Source organism: Bradyrhizobium sp. 25ACV (assembly GCF_054863005.1).
This window is the reverse complement of the sequence record NZ_JAVAYO010000001.1, coordinates 45403-71935: the sequence shown is the minus strand read 5'-3', so window position 1 is coordinate 71935 and position 26533 is coordinate 45403. Positions and strand designations below refer to the sequence as shown.

At 63.8% G+C, this 26533-nt stretch carries 22 protein-coding genes; 18 read left to right on the top strand and 4 right to left on the bottom strand.

Annotated elements, in window-relative coordinates; all coding sequences use genetic code 11:
• Positions 1–17 precede the first annotated feature (17 nt).
• The 7 genes from RAD04_RS00315 to RAD04_RS00285 all read left to right on the top strand — a co-directional run bounded on the left by RAD04_RS00315 (position 18) and on the right by RAD04_RS00285 (position 8516).
• A complete protein-coding gene (locus tag RAD04_RS00315) occupies positions 18–941 on the top strand; it encodes a LysR family transcriptional regulator (protein WP_461622160.1) in 924 nt (307 codons plus the stop codon).
• Between the two features lie 12 nt (positions 942–953).
• Entirely contained in the window at positions 954–2399 is a 1446-nt protein-coding gene (gene xylB / locus RAD04_RS00310) for a xylulokinase (RefSeq protein ID WP_461622159.1), read from the top strand.
• Positions 2400–2529: 130 nt separating this feature from the next.
• Complete coding sequence (locus RAD04_RS00305) at positions 2530–4053, top strand: sugar ABC transporter ATP-binding protein (protein ID WP_461622158.1); 1524 nt, start codon at positions 2530–2532, stop codon at positions 4051–4053.
• A complete protein-coding gene (locus tag RAD04_RS00300; RefSeq protein ID WP_461619022.1) occupies positions 4046–5086 on the top strand; it encodes an ABC transporter permease subunit in 1041 nt (346 codons plus the stop codon). Before RAD04_RS00305 ends, RAD04_RS00300 begins: the two co-directional genes overlap by 8 nt.
• A gap of 63 nt (positions 5087–5149) precedes the next feature.
• A complete protein-coding gene (locus RAD04_RS00295) occupies positions 5150–6097 on the top strand; it encodes an ABC transporter substrate-binding protein (RefSeq protein ID WP_104460935.1) in 948 nt (315 codons plus the stop codon).
• Between the two features lie 171 nt (positions 6098–6268).
• Positions 6269–6748, top strand: coding sequence for a MarR family winged helix-turn-helix transcriptional regulator (locus tag RAD04_RS00290; RefSeq protein WP_461622157.1), 480 nt, complete (start codon positions 6269–6271; stop codon positions 6746–6748).
• 67 nt (positions 6749–6815) lie between these two features.
• On the top strand, positions 6816–8516 hold the full coding sequence (locus RAD04_RS00285; protein ID WP_461622156.1) for an FAD-dependent oxidoreductase: 1701 nt from the start codon (positions 6816–6818) through the stop codon (positions 8514–8516).
• Here the strand turns inward: RAD04_RS00285 and RAD04_RS00280 are convergent.
• From RAD04_RS00280 to RAD04_RS00270, 3 genes are all read right to left on the bottom strand, one after another.
• Positions 8499–10034, bottom strand: a complete 1536-nt coding sequence (locus tag RAD04_RS00280; protein WP_461622155.1) for a glucosamine inositolphosphorylceramide transferase family protein — start codon at positions 10032–10034, stop codon at positions 8499–8501. The genes RAD04_RS00285 and RAD04_RS00280 overlap by 18 nt on opposite strands.
• 29 nt (positions 10035–10063) lie before the next feature.
• Positions 10064–11239 carry a glycosyltransferase family 4 protein gene (locus RAD04_RS00275; protein WP_461622154.1) on the bottom strand — a complete coding sequence of 392 codons (1176 nt, stop codon included), beginning with the start codon at positions 11237–11239 and terminating at the stop codon, positions 10064–10066.
• 238 nt (positions 11240–11477) lie between these two features.
• Entirely contained in the window at positions 11478–12824 is a 1347-nt protein-coding gene (locus tag RAD04_RS00270; protein ID WP_461622686.1) for a lipopolysaccharide biosynthesis protein, read from the bottom strand.
• A 468-nt stretch (positions 12825–13292) separates the two neighbouring features.
• Here RAD04_RS00270 and RAD04_RS00265 point away from each other — a divergent pair, with 468 nt between their 5' ends.
• Complete coding sequence (locus RAD04_RS00265; protein ID WP_461622153.1) at positions 13293–14516, top strand: FAD-dependent oxidoreductase; 1224 nt, start codon at positions 13293–13295, stop codon at positions 14514–14516.
• Between the two features lie 27 nt (positions 14517–14543).
• Here the strand turns inward: RAD04_RS00265 and RAD04_RS00260 are convergent, their stop codons facing one another.
• A complete protein-coding gene (locus RAD04_RS00260) occupies positions 14544–15680 on the bottom strand; it encodes a GNAT family N-acetyltransferase (RefSeq protein WP_461622152.1) in 1137 nt (378 codons plus the stop codon).
• A gap of 655 nt (positions 15681–16335) precedes the next feature.
• On the opposite strand from RAD04_RS00260, the gene RAD04_RS00255 reads away from it, so the two are divergent.
• The 10 genes from RAD04_RS00255 to RAD04_RS00210 all read left to right on the top strand — a co-directional run bounded on the left by RAD04_RS00255 (position 16336) and on the right by RAD04_RS00210 (position 26499).
• Positions 16336–17496 (top strand): transporter substrate-binding domain-containing protein, encoded by a 1161-nt coding sequence (locus tag RAD04_RS00255; RefSeq protein ID WP_461622151.1) that lies wholly within the window; start codon positions 16336–16338, stop codon positions 17494–17496.
• Positions 17493–18158 (top strand): ANTAR domain-containing response regulator, encoded by a 666-nt coding sequence (locus tag RAD04_RS00250; RefSeq protein WP_028142502.1) that lies wholly within the window; start codon positions 17493–17495, stop codon positions 18156–18158. The genes RAD04_RS00255 and RAD04_RS00250 overlap by 4 nt, the downstream gene beginning before the upstream one ends.
• 11 nt (positions 18159–18169) lie before the next feature.
• The gene (locus RAD04_RS00245) at positions 18170–19423 is read left to right on the top strand and encodes an urea ABC transporter substrate-binding protein (protein ID WP_461619012.1); all 1254 of its coding nucleotides are present in this window, start codon (positions 18170–18172) and stop codon (positions 19421–19423) included.
• 112 nt (positions 19424–19535) lie between these two features.
• Entirely contained in the window at positions 19536–20408 is an 873-nt protein-coding gene (locus RAD04_RS00240; protein WP_461622150.1) for an ABC transporter permease subunit, read from the top strand.
• A gap of 14 nt (positions 20409–20422) precedes the next feature.
• The gene (locus RAD04_RS00235; RefSeq protein WP_461622149.1) at positions 20423–21487 is read left to right on the top strand and encodes a branched-chain amino acid ABC transporter permease; all 1065 of its coding nucleotides are present in this window, start codon (positions 20423–20425) and stop codon (positions 21485–21487) included.
• Positions 21487–22203: an ABC transporter ATP-binding protein gene (locus RAD04_RS00230; protein ID WP_038947971.1), complete on the top strand. Its 717-nt coding sequence runs from the start codon at positions 21487–21489 to the stop codon at positions 22201–22203. The genes RAD04_RS00235 and RAD04_RS00230 overlap by 1 nt, the downstream gene beginning before the upstream one ends.
• On the top strand, positions 22196–22924 hold the full coding sequence (locus RAD04_RS00225) for an ABC transporter ATP-binding protein (protein ID WP_461622148.1): 729 nt from the start codon (positions 22196–22198) through the stop codon (positions 22922–22924). The genes RAD04_RS00230 and RAD04_RS00225 overlap by 8 nt, the downstream gene beginning before the upstream one ends.
• 32 nt (positions 22925–22956) lie before the next feature.
• Positions 22957–23946, top strand: a complete 990-nt coding sequence (locus RAD04_RS00220) for an acetamidase/formamidase family protein (RefSeq protein ID WP_461622147.1) — start codon at positions 22957–22959, stop codon at positions 23944–23946.
• Between the two features lie 16 nt (positions 23947–23962).
• A complete protein-coding gene (locus RAD04_RS00215; RefSeq protein WP_461622146.1) occupies positions 23963–25702 on the top strand; it encodes a nitrilase-related carbon-nitrogen hydrolase in 1740 nt (579 codons plus the stop codon).
• Between the two features lie 35 nt (positions 25703–25737).
• A complete protein-coding gene (locus RAD04_RS00210; RefSeq protein WP_461622145.1) occupies positions 25738–26499 on the top strand; it encodes an SDR family NAD(P)-dependent oxidoreductase in 762 nt (253 codons plus the stop codon).
• Positions 26500–26533 lie beyond the last annotated feature (34 nt).

Here is a 26533-nt window from a genome sequence, read left to right as displayed (position 1 = left end):
TTCCTGTTTTCGCAAAAATGGACCGGCTGCTCCAACTCGAAGTCTTTTCCAAAACCGCTGAGCTCGGCAGTCTGTCCAAGGCGGCCGAAATCCTGCGGATGTCGAACGCGGCCGCCAGCCGCCACCTCAGCGCGCTGGAGGAGCGGCTCGCAGTCCGGCTGATCGAGCGCAACACGCGCCGGCTATGGCTGACGGAGGCCGGGCAGGAGCTCCTGCAGCGCTGCAGCACATTGTTGAACGAGCTCGCCGAAGCCGAGGATGCCGTCTCCGACCGCGCGCTGTCGCCGAAGGGCATGCTGCGCGTGACGAGCTCGCTGTCCTTTGCGATGATCTATCTCGCGCCGATGCTGCCCGCCTTCCGCGCGCTCTATCCTGATCTCAGCGTGCAGATCATCAGTGCGAACCGCTATCTGGACTTCATCGAGGCCGGCATCGACGTGGCGATCCGCACGCGCGAGCACGAGCCGGATTCCAACATCATCGTCCGCCGCATCGGCCAGATGCACCGCGTGCTCGCGGCGGCGCCGTCATATCTGGAGAAGCACGGCCGGCCGGAGCACCCTGCCGATCTCGCCCGCCACAACATGCTGATCTACAATCTCGCCAACGATCCCTATTCGCTGCGGCTCAGCCAGGGCAGCACGACGCAGACGGTGCGGATCGCGCCGACGCTCGACAGCAATGATGGCCAGATCATCTGCGGTGCGGCACGCGCGGGGCTCGGCATCCTGATCCAGCCGCTTTACATCGTGCAGAGCGACATCGCGGCCGGCCGGCTGGTGCCTGTGCTGGAGGGCTGGGAGCTGCCGCTGCTCACCATGAACATCGCCTATCAAAACCGCGTCCGGCTGCCCGCCAAGATCAGGGTGTTTTCCGACTTCCTGGTCAGCCACATCCGCGAGCATTCCGAGCCGGGGATCTGGATCGACGCGGCGAAGTGAGCGGAAGCAGTCATGTATCTCGGCATCGATCTCGGTACCTCCGCAGTCAAGGCCGTTCTCGTCGACGGTGCCCAGCGCGTGATTGCAAGCGAGAGCCGGCCGCTGACGATCACCTCGCCGCAATCAGGTTATTCCGAGCAGGATCCCGCGCAGTGGATCGAGGCGACCTTCGCCACGCTGGATGCCCTGAAGGTATCGCATGGAAAAGAGCTCGCGGCAGTCGAAGGCATTGGGCTGTCCGGCCAGATGCATGGCGCGACGCTGCTCGATGCGAGCTCGAGGCCGCTGCGGCCCTGCATCCTCTGGAATGACGGACGCGCCGCCGCCGAGTGTCGCGTCCTGGAGCAGCGCTGGCCCGCCTTGCGTGCCGTGACGGGCAATAAGGCGATGCCAGGCTTTACTGCGCCGAAACTGCTCTGGGTCGCGACGCACGAACCTGAAGTCTTTGCAGCGACGAAGTTGGTGCTGCTGCCGAAGGCCTATCTGCGCCTGGTGTTATCAGGCGAAGCCATCGAGGACGCCTCGGACGCATCGGGATCCCTATGGCTCGACGCCGCGCGCCGGGACTGGTCGGACGAGGCCTTGGCCGCGACCGGGCTGTCGCACGATCACATGCCGCGTCTGGTCGAGGGATGCGCGCCGGCAACAACATTGCGCAGCGACCTCGCGCAGCGCTGGGGCATGGTGAGGCAACCGGTGATCGCGGGCGGCGCTGGCGACAATCCGGCGGGCGCCGTCGGCATTGGCGCGATCCGACCGGACACCGCGTTCGTATCTCTGGGAACCTCGGGTGCCCTGCTGGCGCCGACCAGCACCATCGCCGCTAATCCGGACCGTGCGGTGCATACGTTCTGCCACGCCATTCCCGGCATGTGGATTCAGGCCGGCGCGATCCTCTCGGCTGCCTCCTGCCTCGCGTGGGCCGCGCGCCTGTTTGGGGTCACCGAGGCCGAGTTGCTGGCGCCGCTTGGATCGCATCCACAGGCGCCGTCGCCGGTGAGCTTCCTGCCTTATCTCGCGGGCGAGCGGACGCCGCACGACGATCCCGTCGTGCGCGGCATGCTCGATGGTTTGAGCCATGGCACCGATCGCGGGGCTATCGTGCAGGCGGTGCTGGAAGGCGTTGCCTTCGCGCTGGCCGATTGCCGCGAGGCCCTCGCCGATGCTGGCATTGTGATTACGGAAGCCGATGCTATTGGCGGTGGTTCACGGTCCGGCTTCTGGCTCTCGGTGCTGGCCAACGTGCTGAATGTTCCGATCCACCGCTTCGCCGGAGGTGAGACCGGCGCCGCGTTCGGTGCGGCAAGATTAGGGCGACTTGCTGTCACCGGTGAGGCGATTGCCGCCGTGTGCACGCGACCGCAGCGCATCGAGACGTTCGAACCTGACACCGGGCTGACTGATGCTTATGCCGAACGGCTTCCCGCGTGGCGCGAACTGTATCGGCCCCGCCACTAGCATCGCCTCGGTGCTACATTCCCGTCTGTTCGGTATTGCCCTGTGCCGCGGCCTTTTGTTTAATGCGCAAGCCGCGCTGACAGAATGATTGAGACGCGGGTGGGAAACGCATTGTGCGCCGGGAGGCACGATGAACGATCCGATCCTCGAGATGCGCGGGGTCTCAAAATCCTTCTTCGGCATCAAGGCGCTGCGTGCCGTCGATCTCACAGTCTATGCCGACGAAATTCATGCCCTGATGGGTGAGAACGGCGCCGGCAAGTCGACGCTGATGAAGATCCTGTCCGGTGCCTACAGACCCGATCCCGGCGGCGAGATCCGCATCGAAGGACATCCGGTACGGATCGAAGGCCCGCTTGGCGGCCGCGCGGCGGGCATCTCCATCATTTATCAGGAGCTGTCGCTCGCTCCCAATCTCAGTGTTGCCGAGAATATCTATCTGGGACGGGAGATATCGCGGACAGGCTTGCTGGCGCGGGGCGCCATGCGCGAGGCCGTCGGTCCCATCCTGAAGCGGCTCGGCGCGGACTTCCTGCCGTCGACGCTGGTGACGCATCTGTCCATGGGACAACGGCAGCTGGTCGAGATCGCACGTGCGCTGCACGCGAGATCGAAGATCCTGATCATGGACGAGCCGACCACGGCGCTGTCGGCCGGCGAGAGCGCACGGCTGTTCGCGCTGATCCGCCAGCTTCGCGCCGAGGGCCTCGCCATCATCTACATCTCGCATCGCATGGACGAGGTCTACGCGCTCGGCGACCGCGTCACCGTGCTGCGCGACGGCCGGCTGGTCGGCTCGCTCGATAAGGCCGAGATCCGTGCCGACACCATCGTGCGGCTGATGGTCGGGCGCGACGTCTCATCGTTCTACAAGAAGGACCATGATCCGGAGGCAGGACGCGGCCATCCCGTGCTCGCCGCGATCGACATGGCCGATGGCCTGCGCGTCAAGGGCTGCTCGCTGACCGTGCATGCGGGTGAGGTGGTCGGTCTCGCCGGCCTGATCGGCGCAGGACGCACCGAGCTTGCGCATCTCATCATCGGCGCATTGCCAAAAACCTCCGGCCGGCTCGAGCTGGAGGGGCGCCCGGTCGAGATCCGCACGCCGGGTGAGGCGCTCGAGGCCGGGATCGCCTATCTGACCGAGGACAGGAAGGCGCTCGGCCTGTTTCTGGACATGTCATGTCTGGACAACATCAACCTCGCGGTGCTTGGCCGCGATGCGAAGCTCGGCTGGTTCCTGGATCGTGACAAAGCACGCGAGCGCGCCGATCGAGCCTTCGCAGGGCTCAGCATTCGAGCCGCCAATGTCGGCGTTCCCGCCGGTGGCCTATCCGGCGGCAACCAGCAGAAGCTGCTGTTGTCGCGGCTTCTTGCCATTGCGCCAAAGGTGCTGATCCTCGACGAGCCGACGCGCGGCGTCGACGTCGGCGCCAAGTCCGAAATCTATTCGATCATCGACAATCTCGCCAAGGCCGGCACCGCGATCCTCGTCATCTCGTCCGATCTGCCGGAGATTATCGGCATCTGCGACCGCGTCGTCGTGATGCGAGCCGGGCACATCGCCGGTGAGGTCAGGCGTGAAGCTGCGGTCGCGCTGAACCAGGAAGACATCATGGCGCTTGCCACGGGGATGGAGCATCTCGATGCCTGACAATGGTGCTTCGCAGGCCAAGGCGGCATCGACGGCGACCAACGGTGCTGCCGCAGAGTCAAAGCGCCAGCGGGTGAGGGTGCTGATCAGCGCGCTCGGTATGTTGCCGGTGCTGCTGATCCTCTGCGGCGGCTTCCATTTCCTGTCCGAGGGCCGCTTCTTCACCGGACAAAATCTAGGCATCGTGCTGCAGCAGGCCGCGGTGAACACCGTGCTCGCCGCGGGCATGACCTTCGTCATCCTCACCGGCGGCATCGACCTTTCGGTCGGCTCGATCCTGGCGGCTTCCGCGATGGCCGGGTTGACGCTCTCCAAGATGCCGGAGCTCGGAATGCTGTGGCTGCCGGCCGCGCTGCTCACCGGCCTTGGCTTCGGTGTCGTCAACGGCGCGCTGATCGCGCTGCTCCGATTGCCGCCCTTCATCGTCACGCTCGGCTCTCTCACCGCGGTACGCGGCCTGGCGCGACTGCTCGGTGCCGACACCACGGTGTTCAATCCCTCGATTCCCTATGCCTTCATCGGCAACGGCTCGCTGACGCTCGTTCCCGGCGTCGCCTCGATCCCATGGCTCTCGGTGATCGCCTTGCTCGTCATCCTCGTCTCGTGGCTGGTGTTGCGCCGGACCGTGCTCGGCGTGCACATCTATGCGGTGGGCGGCAATGAAAGCGCGGCACGGCTTGCCGGCATCAAGGTCTGGGCCGTGCTGATCTTCGTCTATGGCGTCTCCGGGCTTTTCGCCGGGCTCGGCGGCGCGATGCAGGCGGCGCGGCTCTATGCGGCCAACGGCCTGCAGCTCGGCCAGTCCTACGAGCTCGACGCCATCACCGCCGTGATCCTGGGCGGCACCTCATTCGTCGGCGGCATCGGCTCGATCTGGGGTACGCTGGTCGGCGCGCTGATCATCGCGGTGCTGTCGAACGGCCTCATTCTCGTCGGCGTCTCCGACATCTGGCAATATGTGATCAAGGGCCTGGTGATCATCGGCGCTGTTGCGCTCGATCGCTACCGGCTGCAGGGCTCCGCCAGAACATGAAAGGTTCCGGTGCGGCTACTGGTCTGCCGTGCCTGACATGAAGACAGACCAGGGAGGAAGCCAATGTTGAAGACGATCACGCTCGCCGGCGCCGCGACGGCGCTTGCCCTAAGCGCCGCGCCATCCTTCGCCAAGGAGCTCAAGTCGATCGGCGTCTCGCTGGGGTCGATGGGCAATCCGTTCTTCGTCGCGCTGTCGAAGGGCGCCGAGTTCGAGGCGAAGAAGACCAATCCCAATGTGAAGATCACGACGGTCGGCTTCGAATACGACCTCGGCAAGCAGGTCACCCAGATCGACAATTTCATTGCCGCCGGCGTCGACCTGATCCTGCTCAACCCCGGCGATCCCAAGGCGATCGGGCCGGCGATCAAGAAGGCGCAGGCGGCGGGCATCGTCGTCGTCGCGGTCGACACCGCGGCCGAAGGCGCCGATGCCACCGTTACCACGAACAACGTGCAGGCCGGCGAGATCTCGTGCCAGTACATCGTCGACAAATTGGGTGGCAAGGGCGACGTCATCATCGAGAACGGGCCGCAGGTCTCGGCGGTGATCGACCGCGTCGTCGGCTGCAAGAACGTCTTCTCAAAGAATTCCGGCATCAAGGTGTTGTCCAACGACCAGGACGGCAAAGGCTCGCGCGAAGGCGGCCTCACCGTCGCGCAGGGTTATCTGACCCGCTTCCCCAAGATCGACGCCATCTTCGCGATCAACGATCCGCAGGCGATCGGCACCGACCTTGCGGCGCGCCAGCAGAACCGCAGCGGCATCGTCATCACCGCGGTCGACGGCGCGCCCGATATCGAGGCCGCGTTGAAGGATCCGCAGTCGCCGCAGATCCAGGCCTCGGCTTCGCAAGATCCGTTCTTCATGGCGCGGCGGGCCGTGCAGGTGGGCGTCGGCATTCTCAATGGCCAGAAGCCGGCCTCGACCGTCGAGCTGCTGCCGTCCAAGCTGGTGACCAGGGACAACGTCGCCGAGTATAAGGGCTGGACCTCGGATCGTTCCCAGTAAGATGCCGTCCTTTGCCGGGAGCGCTTGAAACGGGGATGGCGGGCGGCGTTTGAAACCACGCCGCCCGTCATGCCAAAGCCAATGCACGCGCCGATCTGCCGTCCGAGCGGGCGGGCTGCTTCTTGTGTTAGCCTCGCGCAACCTCGACCGGTCGAATCGGAAGCAGATCTCGTGAAATCCAGGACATCGGGCACCGCATCCGGCACCGCGTGGCGTCACGCCAATGTCGGGCGTCTGCTCAACAATGCGGTACGCCGCTTCGAAGGCCGCGTGCTCGAATTGATGAGCGAACGAGGGCACGACGAGACGCGCATTGCGCATGTCAGCCTCACCCGCAATCTCGACGTGGAGGGGACGCGGCTCACGGAGCTCGCCCGCCGGGCGTCCATGAGCAAGCAGGCGATGGGCGAGCTGGTCGATCAATGCGCCGAGCTCGGGCTCGTCGATCGGATCGCCGACCCGACCGACCGGCGCGCGCGCATCGTGATGTTCACGCCGGCCGGGCGCAAATGGCTCGATGCGTTCCGCGACGCCGTCGACATTGCCGAACGGGAGATGCGTACCGAGCTTGGCAAGCCCGCCATGGACGCGATCCTGAAAGGGCTGGCGGTTTATGGCGAGCGCTTCGACACGCTTGAGGATGCCGATTAGTCAGGTGACTTGACGATATTGTCAGGCAACCTTACCATGCAGGATCGTGCTGGTAGGGAGAAGGGCTTTGGAAACACGTCTGACGGCCTCGGTGCTCATCGTGGGCGGGGGGCCCTGCGGGCTGATGCTGGCCAACGAGCTCGGCCGGCGCGACGTGTCCGCGATCCTGGTCGACGAGAAGCCAGGCACCGCATTCAATCCGCAAGCCAACGCGACGCAGGCGCGCTCGATGGAGCACTACCGGCGGCTGGGTTTTGCCGACGAGATCAGGCGCGAAGGTCTGCCCGCCGATTACCCGACAGACGTTGCGTATTTCACGCGCTACACCGGCTACGAGCTGGCGCGCTTTGCGCTGCCGTCATCTTCACGCGCGGGCGAGCTGATCAAGGGCCTGTCGGGCTCCTGGAGCGCCGCCGAGCTGCCGCATCGCGTCTCGCAGAAATATGTTGAGGCGGTGCTGCGTCGCCATGCCGAACGGCTTCCAGGCATCACGCTGAACTATGGCCACCGGCTGGTCAGCTACGTCGAAAGCGACGACGGCATCGTCGGCGAGATCGAATGTCTCGACAACAGCCGCCGCTTTCAGGTCCGGGCCGACTTCCTCGTCGGGGCCGACGGGCCGCGCTCCCACGTCCGCCAGTCGCTCGGCATCGTCTATGGCGGCGAGACCGGGACGCAGCGCGATTTCATGGGCGGCCGCATGCTGGCTGTGTATCTCCGCTCGCCGGAGTTCTACGCGAGCATCCCGCACGCCAAGGCGTGGATGTACAATTGCTTCAATGGTGAACGCCGGGCCTTCATGGCCTCGGTGAACGGACGCGACGAATTCGCGTTTCACACCCAGCTGCGGCCGGGTGAAGACGAGAGTGCGATCACGGTCGACGAGGCCAAGGCCGCGTTCCAGCGCGCCTGCGGCGCTCCGATCGAATGCGAGGTGCTGTCGTTCCTGACCTGGACCGCAGGTCACGCGCTGGTCGCGAACGGCATGCAGCGGGGCAGGGTGTTCCTCGGCGGCGACGCGGCGCATCTGTTCACGCCGACCGGCGGGCTCGGCTACAACACTGCGATCGAGGACGCGGTCAATCTCGGCTGGAAGCTTGCAAGCGTCGTCAAGGGCGTAAGCCCGGTATCGCTGCTCGACAGCCACGAGGTCGAGCGGCGTCCGGTGGCGCTCCGCAACACCGACTATGCCCGGCGCTTCGCGGATTCCCTTGGTCTCTTCGCGCCCGCGCCAGACATCGAGGACGCCACGGACGAAGGCAACGAAGCGCGGCGGACGGCAGGCAACTATCTCGAACAGCACGCCCGTGCCGAATTCAACATTCCCGGCGTCACCTTTGGCGGGCGTTACGACGGCTCTCCGATTATCGTCTCCGACGGCAGCCAGCCGCCGCCTGATGCTGCGAATGTCTACATTCCCAGCGCCTGTCCCGGTGGCCGCGCACCGCATGCGTGGCTGGAGAACGGCGTGTCCTTGTATGATTTGTTCGGATTCGAGTGGACTTTGCTCCAGTTCGGCGAGGTTGCGCCGGCGCCCGCTGCGGTCTCCGACGCCGTCCGCGCGCTCGGGGCGGATGTGAAGCTGGTCACGCTGCCGGGATCCTTGCGCGAGCTCTACGATGCCGACCTTGCTTTGATACGTCCCGACCAGATCGTGGCCTGGCGTGGCAGCGCGTCACAAGCCGGAACGATCGGGCGTGTCCTCGCCCGCGCGCTTGGGTACAGCGCAGGCGAGGGCGCGCCAGCGGCTTCAGCCGGCGGTGTATGAACTGGTGCGCGGAGACTGAACGGTGGACGGAAGCTTGCTCGCGAAAGCGCGGGTCTTGGGCTGGACACGAGATCCGTCGATCACCTCGAGCCGGCCGCAGCGGTTCAGGGTGTGCAGCTTTCTGCCGGGCCACACCGGTCCGGGCTTGAGAGAATGGCGGACGATCTGCTTGAAGGCCGTCGGCGACAGCTCGATCACTTCCGCCAGCGCGAGCGCCGCACCGTATCCGTCGGCACAGTTCTGGACCGGGCGCCACAATCGATCATTGATGGTCACGAAATTCCCCGCCGGCCGCGTGCTGGCCCGATCAATCAGGACCGGATTGCTGGCATGGGGCACCCAGGGGCCCAGGAGGTGCTCGGCGTAATAGATCGCCAGCGAGTCCGAATAGCCGCCGGTGCCGTCGCGCCAGGCGCCGAACAGATAATGCAGGCCCTTGTGCCGCGTGATCGTGACGTCGGCCAGCTCGAGGCCTGACAGGAGCGTCGCGAACCGCTCCCACCTGTCCGGGAACCGAACGCATTTGTAGAGGGCGACGTCGCCGTGGATCGAGCTCTCCGGGATCATCCACAAATCGCCGCCGTCTTCGATCAGGAAGGGATAGGAGAGGTGCCAGGGCTCCTCCAGCACGGGCACGACCTCGCCGGTCGGCCCATAGTCGCCGAACTCGATCGCCGAAATGATGCCCTTTCCAACCCGGTGATCGAGGTCTTCGAAGAAGACGAATGTTCGGCCCTGCCACGTGACGGGAAAGGGATCGGCGTAGAAGTGATTGCCGGGATCGGGAAGAATGTTCCAGCCTGGTCCAGACAGGTCGCCCGTCTGCCAGACGCCTCCACCCGTGTTGAAGCGCCATCCGACATGCCAATGCGGGGCATAGCAGCAGAGGCGATAAATCTCCTTGGCTATCGACACGGCAAGGCCGCGCGCGACATACCCAGCGGGACCCCGGCGCGGGCCCTCTTCGGCGGGACGCGCCAGTTGCGGCACAATCCGCGGTCGTCCCGACAGGATTGCCGCCACCATGGTCAGCGTTCGCGTCATGACGGTTTCGAGTGCGCCGCTGAGGCCTGCGGCAATTTCTCCGGATGGATGGCCGCTATCGACGAGCGAGCCGTCGACTTCGTTGACGATGTCGATCACCGGCAGGTCGCCGGCCAGAATGGCGGCGAGCGCGGCGTTTTCGCCTGCAACTCCATTGAACAGCGGACGGAGATACAGCCGGGCGGAGTTGTTCGGATCGCGCGCGGCTCCGGTGAAGTCGACGACCACGTCGGCCGTCCCGGTGCGAACCTGCGTCTGTTCCGGAGCGATGTTCAGCCTGTTGGCGCCGCTGTGTTTGCCCTTGTGCAACACCAGGCGTTCGAGCTCGAACAGGGCGTCGAGACCCGCGGGGCGCGGCTCTGCAGTCGCCGTCCACGCGATTTGAACCGGAACTTCCCGGCCGTCGATCAACAGCGTCTCGCGGCCCATCCACCGCCGCGCATGCTCACGTTCACAGCGAAACTCGATGATCATGTCGAGCCAATCTATTCCAACGTATCAGGTCAAATGACCTGGCCGAGAATCCGAACGTATTCCTCCACCATGGCATCTACCGAATAGCGCAGCCGCAGGCCTTTGGCGTTTTGTCGCAGTTCGTCGCTTAAATGTTTGTCCGTCAGCAGCCTGGAGACGGCTGCAGAGAGCCTCGCATGATCGGAGGCGTCGACGAAGAGCGCAGTCGGTCTTCCTTCGTAGGACAACACTTCGTGCAGGACGGGAAGATCGGTGACGACGGAGGGAACACCGGCGTTCGCAGCCTCGACTGCGGCCAGACCGAAGGTCTCGGCCTGTGTCGGGAATACGAACACGTCCAGGCAGGCGAGAAAGTCCGCCATCCGGCTGGGGGGAATCTCCCCGAGCAAATGCAGCCTGTCCGACACCTTCAGTTCATTCGCCAGCAGCTTCAGCCGGGCCTCGTCGGCTCCCTGGCCGGCGAGCGCGAGGTGCCAGGACGGTTGATCCGGCAGCAGACGTATCGCCAAGTCGAGCCGCTTGTGCGGATGCAGCCTCGCTGCGCAGCCGAGCAATATGCGATCCGGCGGCAGGTTGAACTTTTGTCGTGCGGCTTCCTTCGACAGGGTAAGGGCCTTGTCGTCGAAGCCGTGCGGGACATGCACCATGCGCGACCGGTAGGCCGCGGGGTAGCGCGAATATTCGCGCTCCATGTCCTGCGAATTGAGCGTGATGCGGTCGAAGAAGCCGAGGCTGCCCATGACGATGTCGGCGGTGCGGACCGGCCAGCTCATCGAAAGCGCAGATGACACCTGATTGGCGATGACAGGTGCGCGGCTGACGAGGCGCGTCACGCCGCCGCCGATGACGTTGCCGAAATGCTGGAAGGTCAGGACGGCGTCGGGCTTGATGGTGCTGATATGGCGGCCGAGTGTCCACAGCATCCGCAGCAGCGCCATCGGATTGCCTGGCCGGCTCGGCGCGCAATAGAGCGTATCGGGCGGCTCATCGAAGGAATCCGATTTACGGAAGAAGAAGAGATTGGTGACGCGGTAGCCGCGCGCGGTTAGCCCGGCGCCAAGAAGCCTGGAGATCTCCTGCGCTCCGGCGTTCTCGGCCTGGGTTTGCGCGAGAAGCACGTGCAGCTTTCGTCCGCTGCCGTTCGACCGCGCGGGTGCCGTCGCGGTCGTCTCGCCCAATTCCTTATTCGGCTGATAGTGGAGCACCGATCCCGACCCGCTAAAGAAAGGAAATCTTCACCTTCTTAACTCCGTACCTATCATGTGGGCATCGCGCGGACACCGACTAGCAACAAACGGAGTTAATGCCAGGGTTGGCAGTCGACATCGTTCCCGCAGCCATTTCACTGGTTCCCGATTGCTGCGCAGCGAGCGCGTTAACCAATCGATCTTGCGCGCGGCCAGCGCGTGATCGCGGACCACCGGGCGACGGCGTGATTGAGGCCTAGTCGCTGGAGTCGGCGCCGCGCACTGCATAATTGCCGCGCTTCAAGGCGGAGAAGCGCAGCAGCACGAGGATCGAGGGATCCACCCCTGTTCGCCGGCGGCAGAGGACGTTCAGGGCAATGGTCGCGAGCGCCAGTGACACGGTCGCCGAAATCGCCGCGCCAAGCAGGCCGAGCCAGGGAATGAGGATGAGAAATCCCACGAGCCGCAGCGCGACATTTGCAGCAACGACCGGAACGTAGATCCGTTCGTGGCCGGTCAGCTGAAGGATTGCAGCAGACGGGCCGCCTGCGGCCTGGATGGCCGTCCCGATTGCGAGCACGATCAAGACCGAGTGCTGCGCGGTGAAATGAGGTCCGAACAGGTTGAGGAGATAGGGGCCGCCGATCCAGATCGTTGCGAGCCCGGCGACCACGCATAGCGCGGTCACCTCCGCCATCAGCTGCAAGGTTCGCTCGAACTCCTGGTGGTTCTTGCTGAAATACAGCGAGGGAAGCCGGCGGGCTCCGAACGTGTATAGCGCCGCAGACAGCATGGCGAAGATATTGGCAAGGCGCGATGCGGCAAAGTAGATACCGGCAGTCACTGGATCCAGCATCCAGTACACCAGAATGACGTCGAAATACTGGTTTGCGGCTTCAAGAATGGATGCAAGCCAGAAGTGCAGGGCGCTCGAGCGCCAGCGGGACGTTTCGGAGCGCGCCGGCGTACCGCGCAAATCCGGCAGCACGCGCGCGATCGAAACGATCTGCGCAACCAGGCCCACCGATATGGCAAGTGTCATCACCGCCATCAACTCGGCGGGATCGAGTTGCCGATGACCGAGCAGCATGGCGAGCAGAAACAGGACAACGATGACTCGCCAGAAGAACTCGCGATTCCCTTCGCCCGTGAGAATGCTGACCAGCGAGCGTGCGATCTGGCTGCCAAGCATCACGCCGGCAGTCGCGGCCGTGTAGGCCGACACCGCAAGTATGAGCAGCCACCCCTCGCCTCTCACGTTCGCCGCGATGGCGATCCCGGCGATCACAATCAGCATTGCGACCGAGGTAATCTTGAAACTCGATAAGAGGACACCTTTGGTGAGATCCGGCCTGTCGCCAACCTGATACTCGTTCAGGAATCGCACCAGCAACGATTCCTGGCCGACCAGTCCCACGACGGCGGCGATCTGGGCAACCGAAAGCCAGGTCGCAAAGATACCGAAGCCGTCGGGCGACATCGTTCGTGCCGCCAGCGAAAACAGCGCAAACGCGAGCGCGCCGCTACCAACCTTGAGCAGGATGGTCCCGACGACACCGCGCGTGACGTCGCGCCGCATGAGCTGAAGGATGGATTTGATCATGAAGTTTAAGGAGCTGCTCTCTCCTGAAGAGACATGTTCCGATATCGGTGACAACCTAGCATGCCGAAAAAATGCGAGTGTTAATGCAGGGCATCCAGGATCTCGCCTGCGGCGTCGATATCGCGGATATGCCGGTTGCTTCACTGTGGAACATCGCCGTCCCCATTGTCCCAAATAGAGCAAGGCCCAGCTCAGGCCGGCTGACGGCATAGTGCCGCATCGACGGCCGAGAAAGGCGAGATCAGCCGCTTGAATGCGGAATGGCTCGCCGGGATCGGCCGCAGAGCTGCCAGAAGCTAGAATTTACGGAGAATCCCGAGCAAGAGGCGTGCCGGATTTCGCCTGGGCGGCCCGGCTCCCAGCTTCATTAACCTCGATACAGAGAAATGATCGCGTTTGGTCCTGCGATGCGACATCAGGCCGGAGAATTGCACGTGCGGCTTTGGTTGACCCGTGGGAGCCTGGATCATGACGGCGGATAGAACTGTGACCGAGCCGATCGGCGCAGCTGGCGCTTCGACGATCGTTGCGGACATCGCGATCGTCGGTGGTGGCCTTGCGGGATCGCTTGCGGCGGCCGTGCTGGCGCGGGCAGGGCATCGCATCGTCCTGATCGACAAGCGGGCAGTCTATCCGGACGAGTTCCGGGTCGAAAAGATCGGCGGCCATCAATTGGCGATGCTCCGCAAGCTGGGCTTCCTCGACGCGCTCGAAAATGTCGCTTGTCGATATGATCAGGTGCTCAATATCCGGGAAGGCAAGGTGGTCGATGTCAGCGTCGGCCAGGCCTACGGATTTCCCTATGCTGATCTCGTTGCCATGGCACGCAGCCGGATACCCGATTCATCCGATCTGATCGTCGACGAGGTCACCGCGATCAGCTGCAGCGACGACGTCCAGCATCTCGAGCTGGCCTCCGGACGGCGCGTTACTGCGCGTCTCGTCGTTCTCGCCACGGGCATGGCGGCGGCTCTCGGTTATAAACTCGGCATCAAGCGGCAGATTCTGGCCGAGCGCCATTCGGTGTCGTTCGGCTTCACGATCGCCCGCCGCGATGGCGCGCCGTTCGATTTCGAGGCGCTGACCTGCTATGGCGAGCGCACGGCCGATGGCATCGACTATCTCAGCCTGTTTCCGGTACGCGCCGGCATGCGGGCCAATCTCTTCATGTTCCGCGACCCGACCGATCCGATCATGCGCGAGCTGCGCCGCGAACCGGAAGCGACAGTTCTGCGTCTGCTGCCGGGATTGCGGCCCTATCTCGGCGATTTCCGCGTCACCGACCGTGTCCAGAACTGGGTGATGGATCTGACCGTCGTCGAGGGACATCTCCAGCCCGGCATCGTGCTCATCGGCGATGCGTTCCAGACCAATTGTCCCGCCGCCGGCACGGGCGTCGCGCGCCTGCTGGTGGACGTCGATCGTCTGTGCACCGAATATGCTCCGAAGTGGCTCGCGACCCCAGGCATGGACCAGGAGAAGATTACGCAGTTCTATTCCGATCGCGACAAGATCGCGGCGGATCAGCAGTCTCTGAAGATGGCGCGTTTCCGCCAGGCCCTGACGTCACGCAACGATATCGGCTGGGATGTTCGGCGCCGGCTGCACTTCCTGCGGCGCAGCCTGGCACACCGCGTCGATCAAATGCATCCCGGCTGGCTCGGGCGTGTTCGCGGGGCGTTGCGCGCCTGAATTTCGCGGCCCTTCGCCTGCCGTCCTTCAGCGCGTGGGCGTCGGAGTGCGGGCGGGCAGGAGCCGCAAATCCGACAGCCGCTTGGCCGCCAGTTTGAGCCAGGGAGCCTGCTTTAGCGCGAACAGGGCGATGGCACCTGCGGTGCTGCCGGCCTTCGTGATCGCCCACATCGGCGAGGGCTGTCCGCCGAACAGTTTCTTGTATGGCTCGTCACCAATGGTGAAATCGAGCATCTGATCGCCGCGCTCGATGCAATCCCGCGCTACCTGCTCGAACATCAGCGCGCCCAGGGACTGGCTCTTGTACCCGGCAATGTCGAAGGCGCTCATGATGATGAGGAAGCTGCCCTGATGGCAGAGGCCGAGCACGGCGGCGATCACTTCGCCGTCCATCTTCATGGCATAGAGACGTACAAAGGAGCCGAGACCACGAAGGGCCACGTCGGAATAGAAACCGAAATATTCGGGACGCTGGAGCAGATCTCCGTCGCCTTGCGCCTGAAAGCGCGGACCGCGAAACTTCCTCATCACATCCAGCGCTTCGAGCACGGAGGCGCTGTCGTTGCAGCATGAGAAGCTCAGCGCGCCCTTCTTCTGGAGCTGACGATATTTCTTTGCGAGCTCCTTTTGATAGGAGCGATCGATCGCACTGGCCCGCCATTGCTCGAACGGCGCGACGAGAACCGTCGCGTAGGCATTGGTGTCCATCGATACGCGGCGAGATGCGGCCAGGAGGTTCTCGATCGGAAGCCGCCCGTCGGGCAGCTTGGTCATCCGGAGCAAATCGAAGGGTCGAACGAGGCGCCGAATCTCCGTGCATGCGTCCGCGTCGTCGAGCAGTTGCGAAAACACTTTCTGGCTGCAAACCGGCGCCAGATAGTCGGAGACGCGGAGGTCGGCGAACTCGACGGTTCGGATCGGGCCGCGCCGGATCCGGAGCAAGGGCAGCACCATCGCAAGGGCGCCCGTCGCGCGGTGGCGGACCACGACGACCAGAGGTGTTGCACCCGCATCCGAAGCGAGCCTGGTGTAGAGGCTGTGCAGCCAGATCGGATGCTGGAACGCCGTGGCGGCCGAGCGATCAAACAGCTCGGCATATTCCGGGGACAGAAAGTCGAACGCCTGCTCGATGACGATGTCGAAGGTGTTGCTAAGTTTGTTCATGCGCAATCAGGGAAACCGGATAATTCGCGAAGTCGATCGAGCCGTGGCTACGCTTTATAGCAGGGTCGTTACGGGCTAGACACCGGCGGTGTGCGATTTGCATTAACGCGCTCAACCACGTTCGTATCGTTACCAAATTCTTAAATCCCAGAGCCGTTTGGGCTTGGTCTCAGGATGAGATCGTGCAGAGGCGGCTCGATGCCAGATGGGGCCCCAAGGCAGCTGAAGTTCATCCGCCCCAACGAAACCGACAGCCGGCAGAGACATCCGTCGTTCGTGGCAGCGAGCGTCGATTCCCTCGGCTGTGCACGGGCCTCCTGGCAGCTCGACTCGCAGCTTTCGACAGCGCGCCTCAGGTCTGGAAACCGGACGTCAGGCGCGCCCTGGTATCCCCGCCGCATCGAAGCGGCGCCCGCAGCTCGGCTGCATAGTTTTGCTGCACCACGATATGAATCGCGGCAGCCTTCGCTGCAATAACGCGCTTGACTTCGTAACTGATCTCAACGACCGTATCATGCAAGCGTTGGGCAGTTCAGCCCGTCAACGCAACGAGCTTCAACCATTTCCAACATCACGCTGATTTGGCGTGCTCGGTTGGCGGCGAGGGCGCCCTCGGCTTAACAGCCGGTGGGCGCCTTTTTTTTTGGAACGAGTGATGGCGCGGACGAACTATCGGATCGGCGTGATGCTGTCGACGACGGGCTCGTACAGCGTCGTTGCGCGCTCGATGCTGAACGGGGCGCTGCTCGCGTTTCGCGAAATCAATGCGGGCCATGACGACATTGCCCTGGAGCCGGTCGTGGTCAACCCGTCCGGAGACCTCGCGAGCTATCGTTCGCTCAGCCTTGAGCTGCTCGGTTCCGGCGTCCGGCATGTGGTCGGCTGCTACACCTCGTCGAGCCGCAAGGAAGTGATCCCCTGCTTCGAAAAGTTCGACGGACTGCTGTGGTACCCGTCTCACTACGAAGGATTCGAGAGCTCTGACAACGTCATCTATACCGGCGCGGCGCCGAACCAGCACGTGCTGCCGCTCGTTGATTATCTGGCATCCCGCGTCGGCTCGCGCGCCTTCTGCGTCGGCTCCAATTACATCTGGGCCTGGGAAAACAATCGCATCTTCCGGGAGGCACTCGCCGCGCGCGGTGGCACCGTGCTTGCCGAGCGATATCTCTCGGTCGGCGACACCGAGGTCGACCAGGTGATTGCGGCGATCATCGATCAGCGTCCGGACTTCGTCTTCAACAATTTGATCGGCACCAGCGCTTACGCCTTCTTCCGGGCGTTCCGGGCCGCCTGCCGTGCGCGTGGCATCGATCAGGCGGCTGAAATCCCGGTCGCGAGCTGCACGCTGTCGGAGCCGGAATTGCCGGAAATCGGGCCGGATGCTGTCGACGGACATCTGTCCTCGAGTGTTTACTTCTCCTCGCTGAACTCGGCGGAAAACGGCGCCTTCATTCGCGCCTACACCACGTCCTTTCCGGACGGACCGGTCTCGTCGGCAGACGCCGAAGCGTCCTACATCGCCGTCAAGCTGCTTGGAGCGGCCCTGTCACAAGCCGGCACGGACGACGCCCGCACCGTACGCGCCGCCGTGGCAGACCAGCGGCTGTGCGCTCCGCAGGGCGAGGTCCGCATCGACCGCCAGACCTTCCACGCTTGGCTCACGCCCCGGATCGGCCGGTCGACGGTCAGCGGGCAATTCGAAGTGCTGCTGGAATCGCGTGAGCCGATCGCGCCGGATCCCTATCTCGTTCAGTCGTCACCGCGCTTTGCCAGCGCAATGCGCTCTCCGCTTTTGAAGGTGGTGCAATCATGAGCTCCCGACTGCTACAGAACTTCAAGGGCGGCCGTGCCATCGTCGTCACCCGGCGAGGCGGATGGGAGAGCGCGCTCGAAACGACGCTGGCCAAGCTTGGCGTCTCCACCGAATATCCGGAGATCATCGACGGTCGTGCGCAGATTGATGTCGCAAGCCTTCAGGCCGAGCGGGACATCCTGTTCATCGACGGCGATCTCGAAGGCGCGGTAGCGATCGAGGTCAATCCCGGCTCGCGCTTGCCGCCGGTGCCGGTGATCGGCCTCGTCGGAGTGGAGGCACCGAGCCGGCTCAAGGCGCTCGTCAATCTCGGCGCAACCTCGTTCCTGCGTAAGCCCGTGCATGGCGGCGCGGTCTACACCTCCCTGTTCATGGGCATCAACCAGTTCCTGCTGCGCGCGGAGATGTATGAGCGCCTTCAGGGCCTCGAGGAGCGCCGCCGCGGCCGGCGCGCGGTGATCCGGGCGGTCGTCCTGCTGATGCAGCAAGACGGCCTCGACGAGGAGGGAGCCTATTCCCAGCTCCGGCGCGACAGCATGCGCGCGCGGCAGAACATGGAACTCTATTGCGAGGAGTTCATGAGCAAGCGGGCGAAGCCGCCCGATACGTCCGGCCGCACAACCGGCATCACGCTGCAAGGCGGCAATAAGCAAGCCATTTAGGAGAAGCAAAAATGAGCAAGTCTGTATTACGGGGGCTGCGTGCCGCAGCCCTCACGGGGACGCTTGTCCTCGGATCATCCCTTGGATCGCAAATGGCACTCGCGGCAGAAAATCCGATCAAGCTCGGCGTGCTTGAAGATCAGTCCGGCGACTTCGCCGCGGCCACGATCGGCAAGGTCCACGCCATCCAGCTCGCCGCCGACGAGATCAACAAGGCCGGCGGCATCATGGGCCGGCCGCTCGAGCTCGTCGCTTACGACACGCAATCCGACAACACCCGCTACCAGGAGTTCATGCGGCGCGTCCTCCAGCGCGACAAGGTCGATGTCGTGTTCGCGGGCTTCTCCTCGGCCTCGCGCGAGGCGTACCGTCCGATCGTCGACCAGTTCAACGGCTTCGCCTTCTACAACAACCAGTACGAAGGCGGTGTCTGCGACGGCCACATGATCGTGACAGGCGCGGTGCCCGAGCAGCAGTTCTCCACGCTCATTCCCTACATGATGGAGAAGTACGGCAAGAACGTCTACACGCTCGCCGCCGACTACAACTTCGGCCAGATCTCGGCGGAATGGGTGCGCAAGATCGTCAAGGAGAACGGCGGCAAGATGGCCGGCGAGGAGTTCATCCCGCTCGGCGTGTCGCAGTTCTCCCAGAGCATCCAGAACATCCAGAAGGCCAAGCCCGACTTCGTGGTCACCCTGCTGGTCGGCACCGCGCAGGCCTCCTATTACGAGCAGGCGGCCTCCGCCAACGTCAACCTGCCGATGGCTTCCTCAGTCAACGTCGGTCAGGGCTACGAGCACAAGCGCTTCAAGCCGCCGAGCCTGAAGGACATGTACGTCACCACCAACTACATCGAGGAGATCGACTCGCCGAAGAGCAAGGAGTTCTACGCCAAGTTCAAGGCGAAATTCCCGAGCGAGCCCTATGTCAACCAGGAGGCGGAGAACTCCTATCTCGCCGTCTATCTCTACAAGCAGATGGTGGAGCGCGCGAAGTCGACCAAGCGCGAGGACATCCGCAAGGTGATCGCGCTCGGCGATGTCTGCATGGACGCGCCAGAGGGCAAGGTCTGCATCGACCCGAAGAGCCAGCATATGTCGCACACGATCTATCTCGCCAAGGTCGGCGCGGATCACGCGATCTCTTTCCCGAAAGTCTGGGAAGACATCAAGCCGTACTGGCTGGGTGAGGCCGGCTGCGATCTGACCAAGAAGGACCCGATGGCCCAGTACACGCCGTCAAATCCCCCGCCGAAACCCTGACGGCGGCCGGTTGCCCCGGCGTTCCCGGCATGCCTTGGCGTGCCCGGAACGCCGGGGCGACCCCGAACATCTGCGACGGCAGTCTCGCGCCTTCCCACATACTGGTTGTTTCATGGAACTTGCGACCCTCGTCTTCTCTGCGCTTTATCAATTCGGCGACGCTTTCGCGTTCCTGGTGCTCTCGGCCTGTGGGCTCGCGGTGATCTTCGGCATGATGGGCGTGATCAATCTCGCCCATGGCGAGTTCATCATGTGCGGTGCCTATGTGACGGCGGCCACCGTGCATGCCGGCCTGCCGTTGCCGCTCGGAATCCTCGCCGGCACCATCGTGTCGGCGCTGGTCGGCGTCGTGGTGGAACTGGTGGTCATCCGCCATCTCTACGACCGGCCGCTCGACACCATCGTCGCCACCTGGGGCCTCAGCCTGATCGCGACGCAGGGCACGCTGATCATGGTCGGTTCAACCATGGCGGGCGTCGGTACGCCGTTCGGTAGCTTTCAGGTCGGCGACTACTCCTATTCGATCTATCGCATCGTGCTGTTCTGCGCCGCGCTCAGTGTGCTGGCGGGGCTTTATGCACTGTTCAACTGGACCCGCTTCGGCGTGCTGGCGCGCGCCACCATTCAGGTGCCGCATATGGCCGCCGCGCTCGGCGTCGATACACGTTTGATCTATAGCCTCACCTTCGCCTGCGGGGCAGGGCTCGCCGGACTTGCCGGCGGCCTCTACGCGCCTACCATGACGCTGGTGCCGACCATGGGCGCAACCTTCATCATGGAAGCGTTCGTCACCGTCGTGATCGGCGGCGCCGATGTCTTTCTCGGCACGGCGCCTGCAGGCGGCGTGCTTGCAATAGTGAAATCGGTGATGACGTCCTGGCAGGGACAGCTGTTCGGCCAGATCGGCCTCCTGGTTGCCGTCATCATCGTCGTTCGGGTGCTGCCGAAGGGCATTTCCGGCTTCGTGCTGCGCGAGCGCACCTGACGGGGGATGGCGTCGTGACCGGTTTTCTCTCGTTGTTTCGTCGTCTCGAAGGACCGCAGACCGTCGGTCGCGGTCCGGCCTTCTGGGGCCTGTTCGCCGTCGTGCTCGCTGTCGCACTGGCGTATCCGCTGGTGAGCGACGGCTACACCGTCGGCAACACGGTTTACTTCTTCGTCTGGGTGTTCATCGCTCTCAGCCTGTGCCTGATCTGGGGGTATGGCGGCTCGCTGTCCTTCGGCCAGACCGCCTTTTTCGGGATTGCGGGCTACGGCTATGGCATCCTCACCATCAATTTCGGCTCGGCCTATGGCTTCACGCTGGTGGCGCTGGTGGTAGCCGTCGCGATCGCTGCGCTGTTCGCGATCCTGCTCGGCTATTTCATGTTCTTCGGCCGCATCGCCGGTGTCTTCCTCGGCATCGTTACGCTGGCCGTGACGTTGATGCTGGAGCGATTCATGGCCCAGACCGCAGGGCCGGAGTGGCGTATTGGCAGCGCGCGACTGAACGGCTTCAACGGTATGAGCGCGATGCCGCCTCTGACCATCCCCTGGCCGGGTGAGCCGATCGTGCTGTTCGCCGATGTCGGCCTCTATTACTTCGTGCTCGGTCTTCTCATCTTCGTCTATCTGGGCCTGCGCATTCTGATGAACTCGTCGTTCGGCAACGTCATTGTCGCGATCCGGGAGAACCCGGAACGGGCGGAGATGCTGGGCTACGACGTGCGCAAATACCAGCTCATCACCTTCGTCATCGGCGCGGCGCTCGCGGGACTCTCCGGCGTGCTATACACGGTGTGGGGACAATACATCACGCCCTCGAGCATGGGCATGACGGCGGCGGCGTTGCCGCTGATCTGGGTCGCCGTCGGGGGCCGCAGCGACCTGACGTCGACCGTGATCGGCACGCTGATGGTGCTGGCTGCGTTCCAGGCGCTCACGATCTATGGCAGCCAATATGCGCTGGTCTTCATGGGCGTGCTGCTGGTGCTCACGGTGCTGATCGCCCCGAACGGCCTCGTGCTCGGTGCGATGAACTGGCTCGGCAGGTGCGCCGCCCGCCTGACGCAGAGGGCCGGTTGATGTCGCTGCTCGAACTGCGCAAGCTGAACAAGCATTTCGGCGGGTTGCACGTCACCAACGCCGTCGACCTCACGCTTCAGACCGGCGAAATCCATTGCCTGATCGGCCCGAACGGCGCCGGCAAGAGCACGCTGTTCCGTCTGATTCTGGGTGAGCATCATCCCGGCAGCGGCGAAATTGTCTTCGCCGGGGAGAACATCACCTCTCTGAAATCCTTTGCGCGAATTCATCGCGGCCTCTCGGTCAAGTTCCAGGTGCCGGGCGTATTCAAGGGTCTGTCGGTTCGCCAGAACCTCGAGATCGCACTTCAGATCCGTCATCGTGGTGCCGAGCTCGAAGCCGAGATCGACCGGCTGCTCGCCTTCCTCGGGCTCGGGTCCGAGCAGGCCCAGACGGCCGGCAATCTCAGCCATGGCCAGAAGCAATGGCTCGAGATCGGCATGGCGATCAGCCTGAAGCCGCGCCTGTTGCTGCTGGACGAGCCGACGGCCGGCATGTCGCCGGAGGAAACCCATCTGACCGGAGAGATGGTGCAGCGGCTCAATGCGGACGGCATGACGGTGCTCGCGATCGAGCACGACATGGCCTTTGTCCGCCAGGTCGCCCAGCGTGTCACGGTGCTGCATCTCGGCCAGGTCTTCGCGCAGGGCTCGATCGACGAGATCGTGGCGGATGAACGTGTGGCGGCGATTTATCTGGGGCAAGCCCATGCTTGATGTGCCACGCAAGGAAGTCATCCTCTCGACGCTCGCCTTGCGCGCCGGCTATGGCGGCAAGCCCGTGCTCCAGGGCCTCGAGATCGAGGTGCGGGAAGGCGAGATCGTCGCTGTCATCGGGCGCAACGGCGTCGGCAAATCCACGCTGATGAAGAGCCTGATCGGGCTCGTGCCGGCGATGAGCGGGTCGGTCGTCTATCGCGGCGAAGCGGTGGAATCGCTACCGGCGCACAAGCGGGCGCGCCTCGGCATGGGCTATGTGCCGCAGGGACGCGACGTATTTCCACGACTGACCGTCGGCGAGAACGTCGCGGTCGGCGCCGCGATCAAGGGTGGCGGCATTACCGAAGCGGGCCGACGCAGGATCGTCGAGGCATTTCCGATCCTCGCCGAACGCTGGCACCAGCGCGCCGGCACCATGTCGGGCGGCCAGCAGCAGCAACTCGCGATCGGACGAGTCTTGATCGCGAACCCCAGTCTCATCCTGCTCGATGAACCGTCGGAAGGTATCCAGCCCAACATCGTCCAGGATATCGCGCGCAACATGGTCGATCTCAACCGCAGCACGGGCGTGACCATCATTCTGGTCGAGCAGAACCTCGACATGATCCGCGCCATGGCGCAGCGCTGCTACGTCATGGACAAGGGCCGCATCGTCGCAAATCTCGATCGCGCAGCGCTCGACGACGAAGCGGAGATGCGGCGCCATCTCGCCGTTTGAACGCTGGCCTACGACAGAAGGAGAAAAGAAAAATGTCCTGGCACAAAGATTCGATCATGGCTCGCAAGGGCGTGGCCAAGGGAGAGCATGGCACCTCGTATACGATCACCGAAAGCGAGCAGGGCAAGTATCACTATGTCTACGGCCCCTACGTGAATCCGGTGCTGACCGTGGATCCTGGAGCGGTCGTCTCCGCCGAGACCCACGACGCCTTCGAGGGCGCCATCAAGCACGAAACCGACAGCCCTTCGAAGATTCTCAATTTTCCGTTCCTCAATCCGCAGAATGGACCGATCCACGTCAACGGCGCCGAGAAGGGCGACACGCTCGCAGTCTATATCGAGAGCATCGTGCCGCGCGGGCCGCAGCCGTGCGGCACCACCGTGGTCATGCCGGACTTCGGCGGCCTCGTCAGCACGGGGCAGACCGCGCTGCTCAACCCGGCGCTGCCCGAACGGGTCAAGAAGCTGGAGATCGACGCCAAGACCGGCACCAAATGGAACGACAAGATCACGTTGCCCTATGAGCCTTTCATCGGCACGATCGGAACGTCGCCGGAGATCGAGGCGATCTCCTCGCTCGTCCCCGATTATTACGGAGGCAACATGGACCTGCCGGACGTCGGCGTCGGCGCCATCGTCTATCTGCCGGTCAACACCAAGGGCGCGCTGCTCTATCTCGGCGACTGCCATGCCGCGCAGGGGGACGGCGAGCTCTGCGGCGTCGCGATCGAGCACCCGACCGTGACCACGGTACAGGTCGATCTCATCAAAGGCTGGACGATCGCCTGGCCACGGCTCGAGACCAAGGACTTCATCATGACCATCGGCTCGGCGCGGCCGATGGAGGATGCAGCGCGCATCGCCTATCGCGAGCTGTGCCGCTGGATGGCGGCGGACTACGGTTTCGAGGAGATCGACGCCTACATGCTGTTGACCCAGGCCGGACGGGTGCGTCTCGGCAACATGGTCGATCCGAAATACACGCTCGGCGCCTCCATCAAGAAATCCTATCTGCGCTAACGGGGGAACGTCGATCATGCCGTGCGTGCACAAGGTCGCCACTGTTCAGTTCGAGCCGACCATGTTCGAGAAGGAGCGCAACATCGCGCGCCTGCTCGAACTCTGCGAACAGGCAGCGGCGGCCGGCGCGAAGCTCATCGTCACGCCGGAAATGGGAACCACGGGCTATTGCTGGTTCGACCGGGCCGAGGTTCGGCCCTTTGTCGAGAAGGTCCCGGGACCGACCACCGAGCGCTTCGCGGCGCTTGCGCGCAAGCATGATTGCTACGTCGTGGTCGGCATGCCCGAAGCGGACGAGGACGACATTTACTTCAACTCGGCCGTCTTGATCGGGCCCGATGGCGTCGTCGGCCGCCATCGCAAGACCCATCCCTATATCTCGGAGCCGAAATGGGCGGCAGCGGGCGACCTGCACAACCAGGTGTTCGATACGCCGATCGGGCGGATTGCACTCCTCATTTGCATGGACATCCATTTCGTGGAAACCGCGCGGCTGATGGCGCTGGGGGGCGCGGATGTCATCTGCCATATCTCCAACTGGCTCGCGGAGCGAACGCCGGCGCCTTACTGGATCAGCCGAGCCTTCGAGAACGGTTGTTACGTGATCGAGAGCAATCGCTGGGGGCTCGAGCGCACCGTCCAATTCAGCGGCGGGAGCTGTGTGATCGCGCCGGATGGCGAGGTGGTCACGGTCCTCGACAAGGGCGACGGGTTCGCCCTGGCCGAGATCGATCTCGACATCGCTCGTGCGCGCCGCGTGCTCGGCGAGCCGGTCTTCGTTCAGCGTCGGCCCGAGCTGTATCCGGAGCTGCTGACCGATACCTTCAGCTGGAATCCGCGCGAATTCTTCGGTCTCTATGGTCACGAGCCCTGGCCTGAAGGAATGCGCTCGCGCGTCAGCGTGGCCCAATTCGCACCTGGTGACAGCGTTTCAGGAAATCTCGAGGCGATCGCGAATCTTGCCCGCCGGGCCAAGGCCGACGGTGCCAATCTCGTGGTATTCCCGGAACTCGCGGTCACCGGCCTGGCAGGTCCGGCGAAATCGGCCCAGCCGATACCGGGACCTGCCACGGACAGTCTGCACGCGCTCGCTGCGCAGCTCGAGATCTACATCGTTTGTGGGATGGCCGAACGCGCGGGCGATGTCGTTTACAACAGTGCCTGTCTGATCGCGCCGGATGGAAGGATCACGCGCTATCGCAAGACGCATTTGACGGAAGAGGAGCGGAGCTGGGCCACGGCCGGCGATGACTGGGCTGTCGTCGACACGCCGTGCGGGCGTATCGGCCTCCTGATCGGCCACGATGCGGCCTTTCCGGAAGCGGGGAGGGTGCTCGCGCTTCGCGGCTGCGACGTCATCGCGTGCTGCGCAGCCATCAAAGGCCCCTTCGGTTCGCAACATGCGGGGACGGCCGTCCAGCAGGCGGCACCGATTCCGACCGGCGCCGATCCGCATCATTGGCATCACTTCCGCGTCCGCGCCGGCGAGAACAACGTGTTCCTGGCGTTTGCCAACGTGTTCGATCCCGACCATGGCTATCCCGGGCTGAGCGGGGTGTTCGGCCCCGATACGTTCGAGTTTCCGCGCCGCGAGGCGATTGCAGCTGACGATACGGGCCTTGCCACGGCGCTGGTCGACACCACCAATCTCGACAGCGTTTATCCGACCAACGTCGTGCGACGAAAGGATCTCGTTTCGATGCGGATGCCGCACAGCTATCGGGGATTGGTCAGGGCGGTGGCGAATAACCATTGAATGTGTGACACTAAAGAGAAGAAAAGGAGCCGATCATGGATCTAGGACTTTCGGGCGCCAAGGTTCTCGTCACCGGCAGCACCAAGGGGATCGGTCGAGCGATCGCCGAGACCTTTGCGGCGGAGGGCGCGAATGTCGGCATTTGTGCGCGCAGTCAGGCGGACGTCGACACCACTGTTGCAGCGCTCAAGAGCAAAGACGTGGCGGCGTTTGGTGCTTCGGTCGACGTTGCCGATGGTGTGGCGCTCAAGGCCTGGGTGGTCGACATGGCGACCAAACTGGGCGGGATCGACGTCGTCGTGGCGAATGTGAGTGCGCTGGCTATCGGGCAGGACGATGAAAGCTGGGCAAGGGAATTTTCGACCGACATGATGGGCACGGTCCGGCTGGTCAATGCGGCCATGCCCTATCTGGAAAAGAGCGACGCCGGTGCGGTCGTCGCCATATCGAGCGTTTCGGGGCGGGAGGTCGATTTCGCGGCCGGCCCCTACGGCACCTTCAAGGCCGCCATCATCCACTACACGCAAGGTCTCGACAATCAGCTTGCACACAAGGGCATCCGCGCCAACACGGTGTCGCCGGGCAACACCTATTTCGAAGGCGGGGTCTGGAACACGATCAAGGACACCAATCCCGAGCTCTACAAGACGGCGCTTGCGCTCAATCCCACGGGCCGGATGGGGACCCCGCAGGAGATGGCCAACGCGGTCGTATTTCTCGCAAGTCGTGCCGCGAGCTTCATCACGGGAACGAACCTCGTCGTCGACGGTGCCCTGACGCGCGGTGTGCAGTTCTGAGGCGTGACGGCAGCTTCCGTTTTGATCGCGCAAC

Coding starts and splice junctions, on each gene's coding strand:
- RAD04_RS00315 (WP_461622160.1), top strand. CDS start 18: ATGGACCGGCTGCTCCAACTCGAAGTCTTTTCCAAAACCGCTGAGCTC.
- xylB (WP_461622159.1), top strand. CDS start 954: ATGTATCTCGGCATCGATCTCGGTACCTCCGCAGTCAAGGCCGTTCTC.
- RAD04_RS00305 (WP_461622158.1), top strand. CDS start 2,530: ATGAACGATCCGATCCTCGAGATGCGCGGGGTCTCAAAATCCTTCTTC.
- RAD04_RS00300 (WP_461619022.1), top strand. CDS start 4,046: ATGCCTGACAATGGTGCTTCGCAGGCCAAGGCGGCATCGACGGCGACC.
- RAD04_RS00295 (WP_104460935.1), top strand. CDS start 5,150: ATGTTGAAGACGATCACGCTCGCCGGCGCCGCGACGGCGCTTGCCCTA.
- RAD04_RS00280 (WP_461622155.1), bottom strand. CDS start 10,034: ATGATCATCGAGTTTCGCTGTGAACGTGAGCATGCGCGGCGGTGGATG.
- RAD04_RS00270 (WP_461622686.1), bottom strand. CDS start 12,824: ATGATCAAATCCATCCTTCAGCTCATGCGGCGCGACGTCACGCGCGGT.
- RAD04_RS00265 (WP_461622153.1), top strand. CDS start 13,293: ATGACGGCGGATAGAACTGTGACCGAGCCGATCGGCGCAGCTGGCGCT.
- RAD04_RS00260 (WP_461622152.1), bottom strand. CDS start 15,680: ATGAACAAACTTAGCAACACCTTCGACATCGTCATCGAGCAGGCGTTC.
- RAD04_RS00255 (WP_461622151.1), top strand. CDS start 16,336: ATGGCGCGGACGAACTATCGGATCGGCGTGATGCTGTCGACGACGGGC.
- RAD04_RS00250 (WP_028142502.1), top strand. CDS start 17,493: ATGAGCTCCCGACTGCTACAGAACTTCAAGGGCGGCCGTGCCATCGTC.
- RAD04_RS00245 (WP_461619012.1), top strand. CDS start 18,170: ATGAGCAAGTCTGTATTACGGGGGCTGCGTGCCGCAGCCCTCACGGGG.
- RAD04_RS00240 (WP_461622150.1), top strand. CDS start 19,536: ATGGAACTTGCGACCCTCGTCTTCTCTGCGCTTTATCAATTCGGCGAC.
- RAD04_RS00230 (WP_038947971.1), top strand. CDS start 21,487: ATGTCGCTGCTCGAACTGCGCAAGCTGAACAAGCATTTCGGCGGGTTG.
- RAD04_RS00225 (WP_461622148.1), top strand. CDS start 22,196: ATGCTTGATGTGCCACGCAAGGAAGTCATCCTCTCGACGCTCGCCTTG.
- RAD04_RS00220 (WP_461622147.1), top strand. CDS start 22,957: ATGTCCTGGCACAAAGATTCGATCATGGCTCGCAAGGGCGTGGCCAAG.
- RAD04_RS00215 (WP_461622146.1), top strand. CDS start 23,963: ATGCCGTGCGTGCACAAGGTCGCCACTGTTCAGTTCGAGCCGACCATG.
- RAD04_RS00210 (WP_461622145.1), top strand. CDS start 25,738: ATGGATCTAGGACTTTCGGGCGCCAAGGTTCTCGTCACCGGCAGCACC.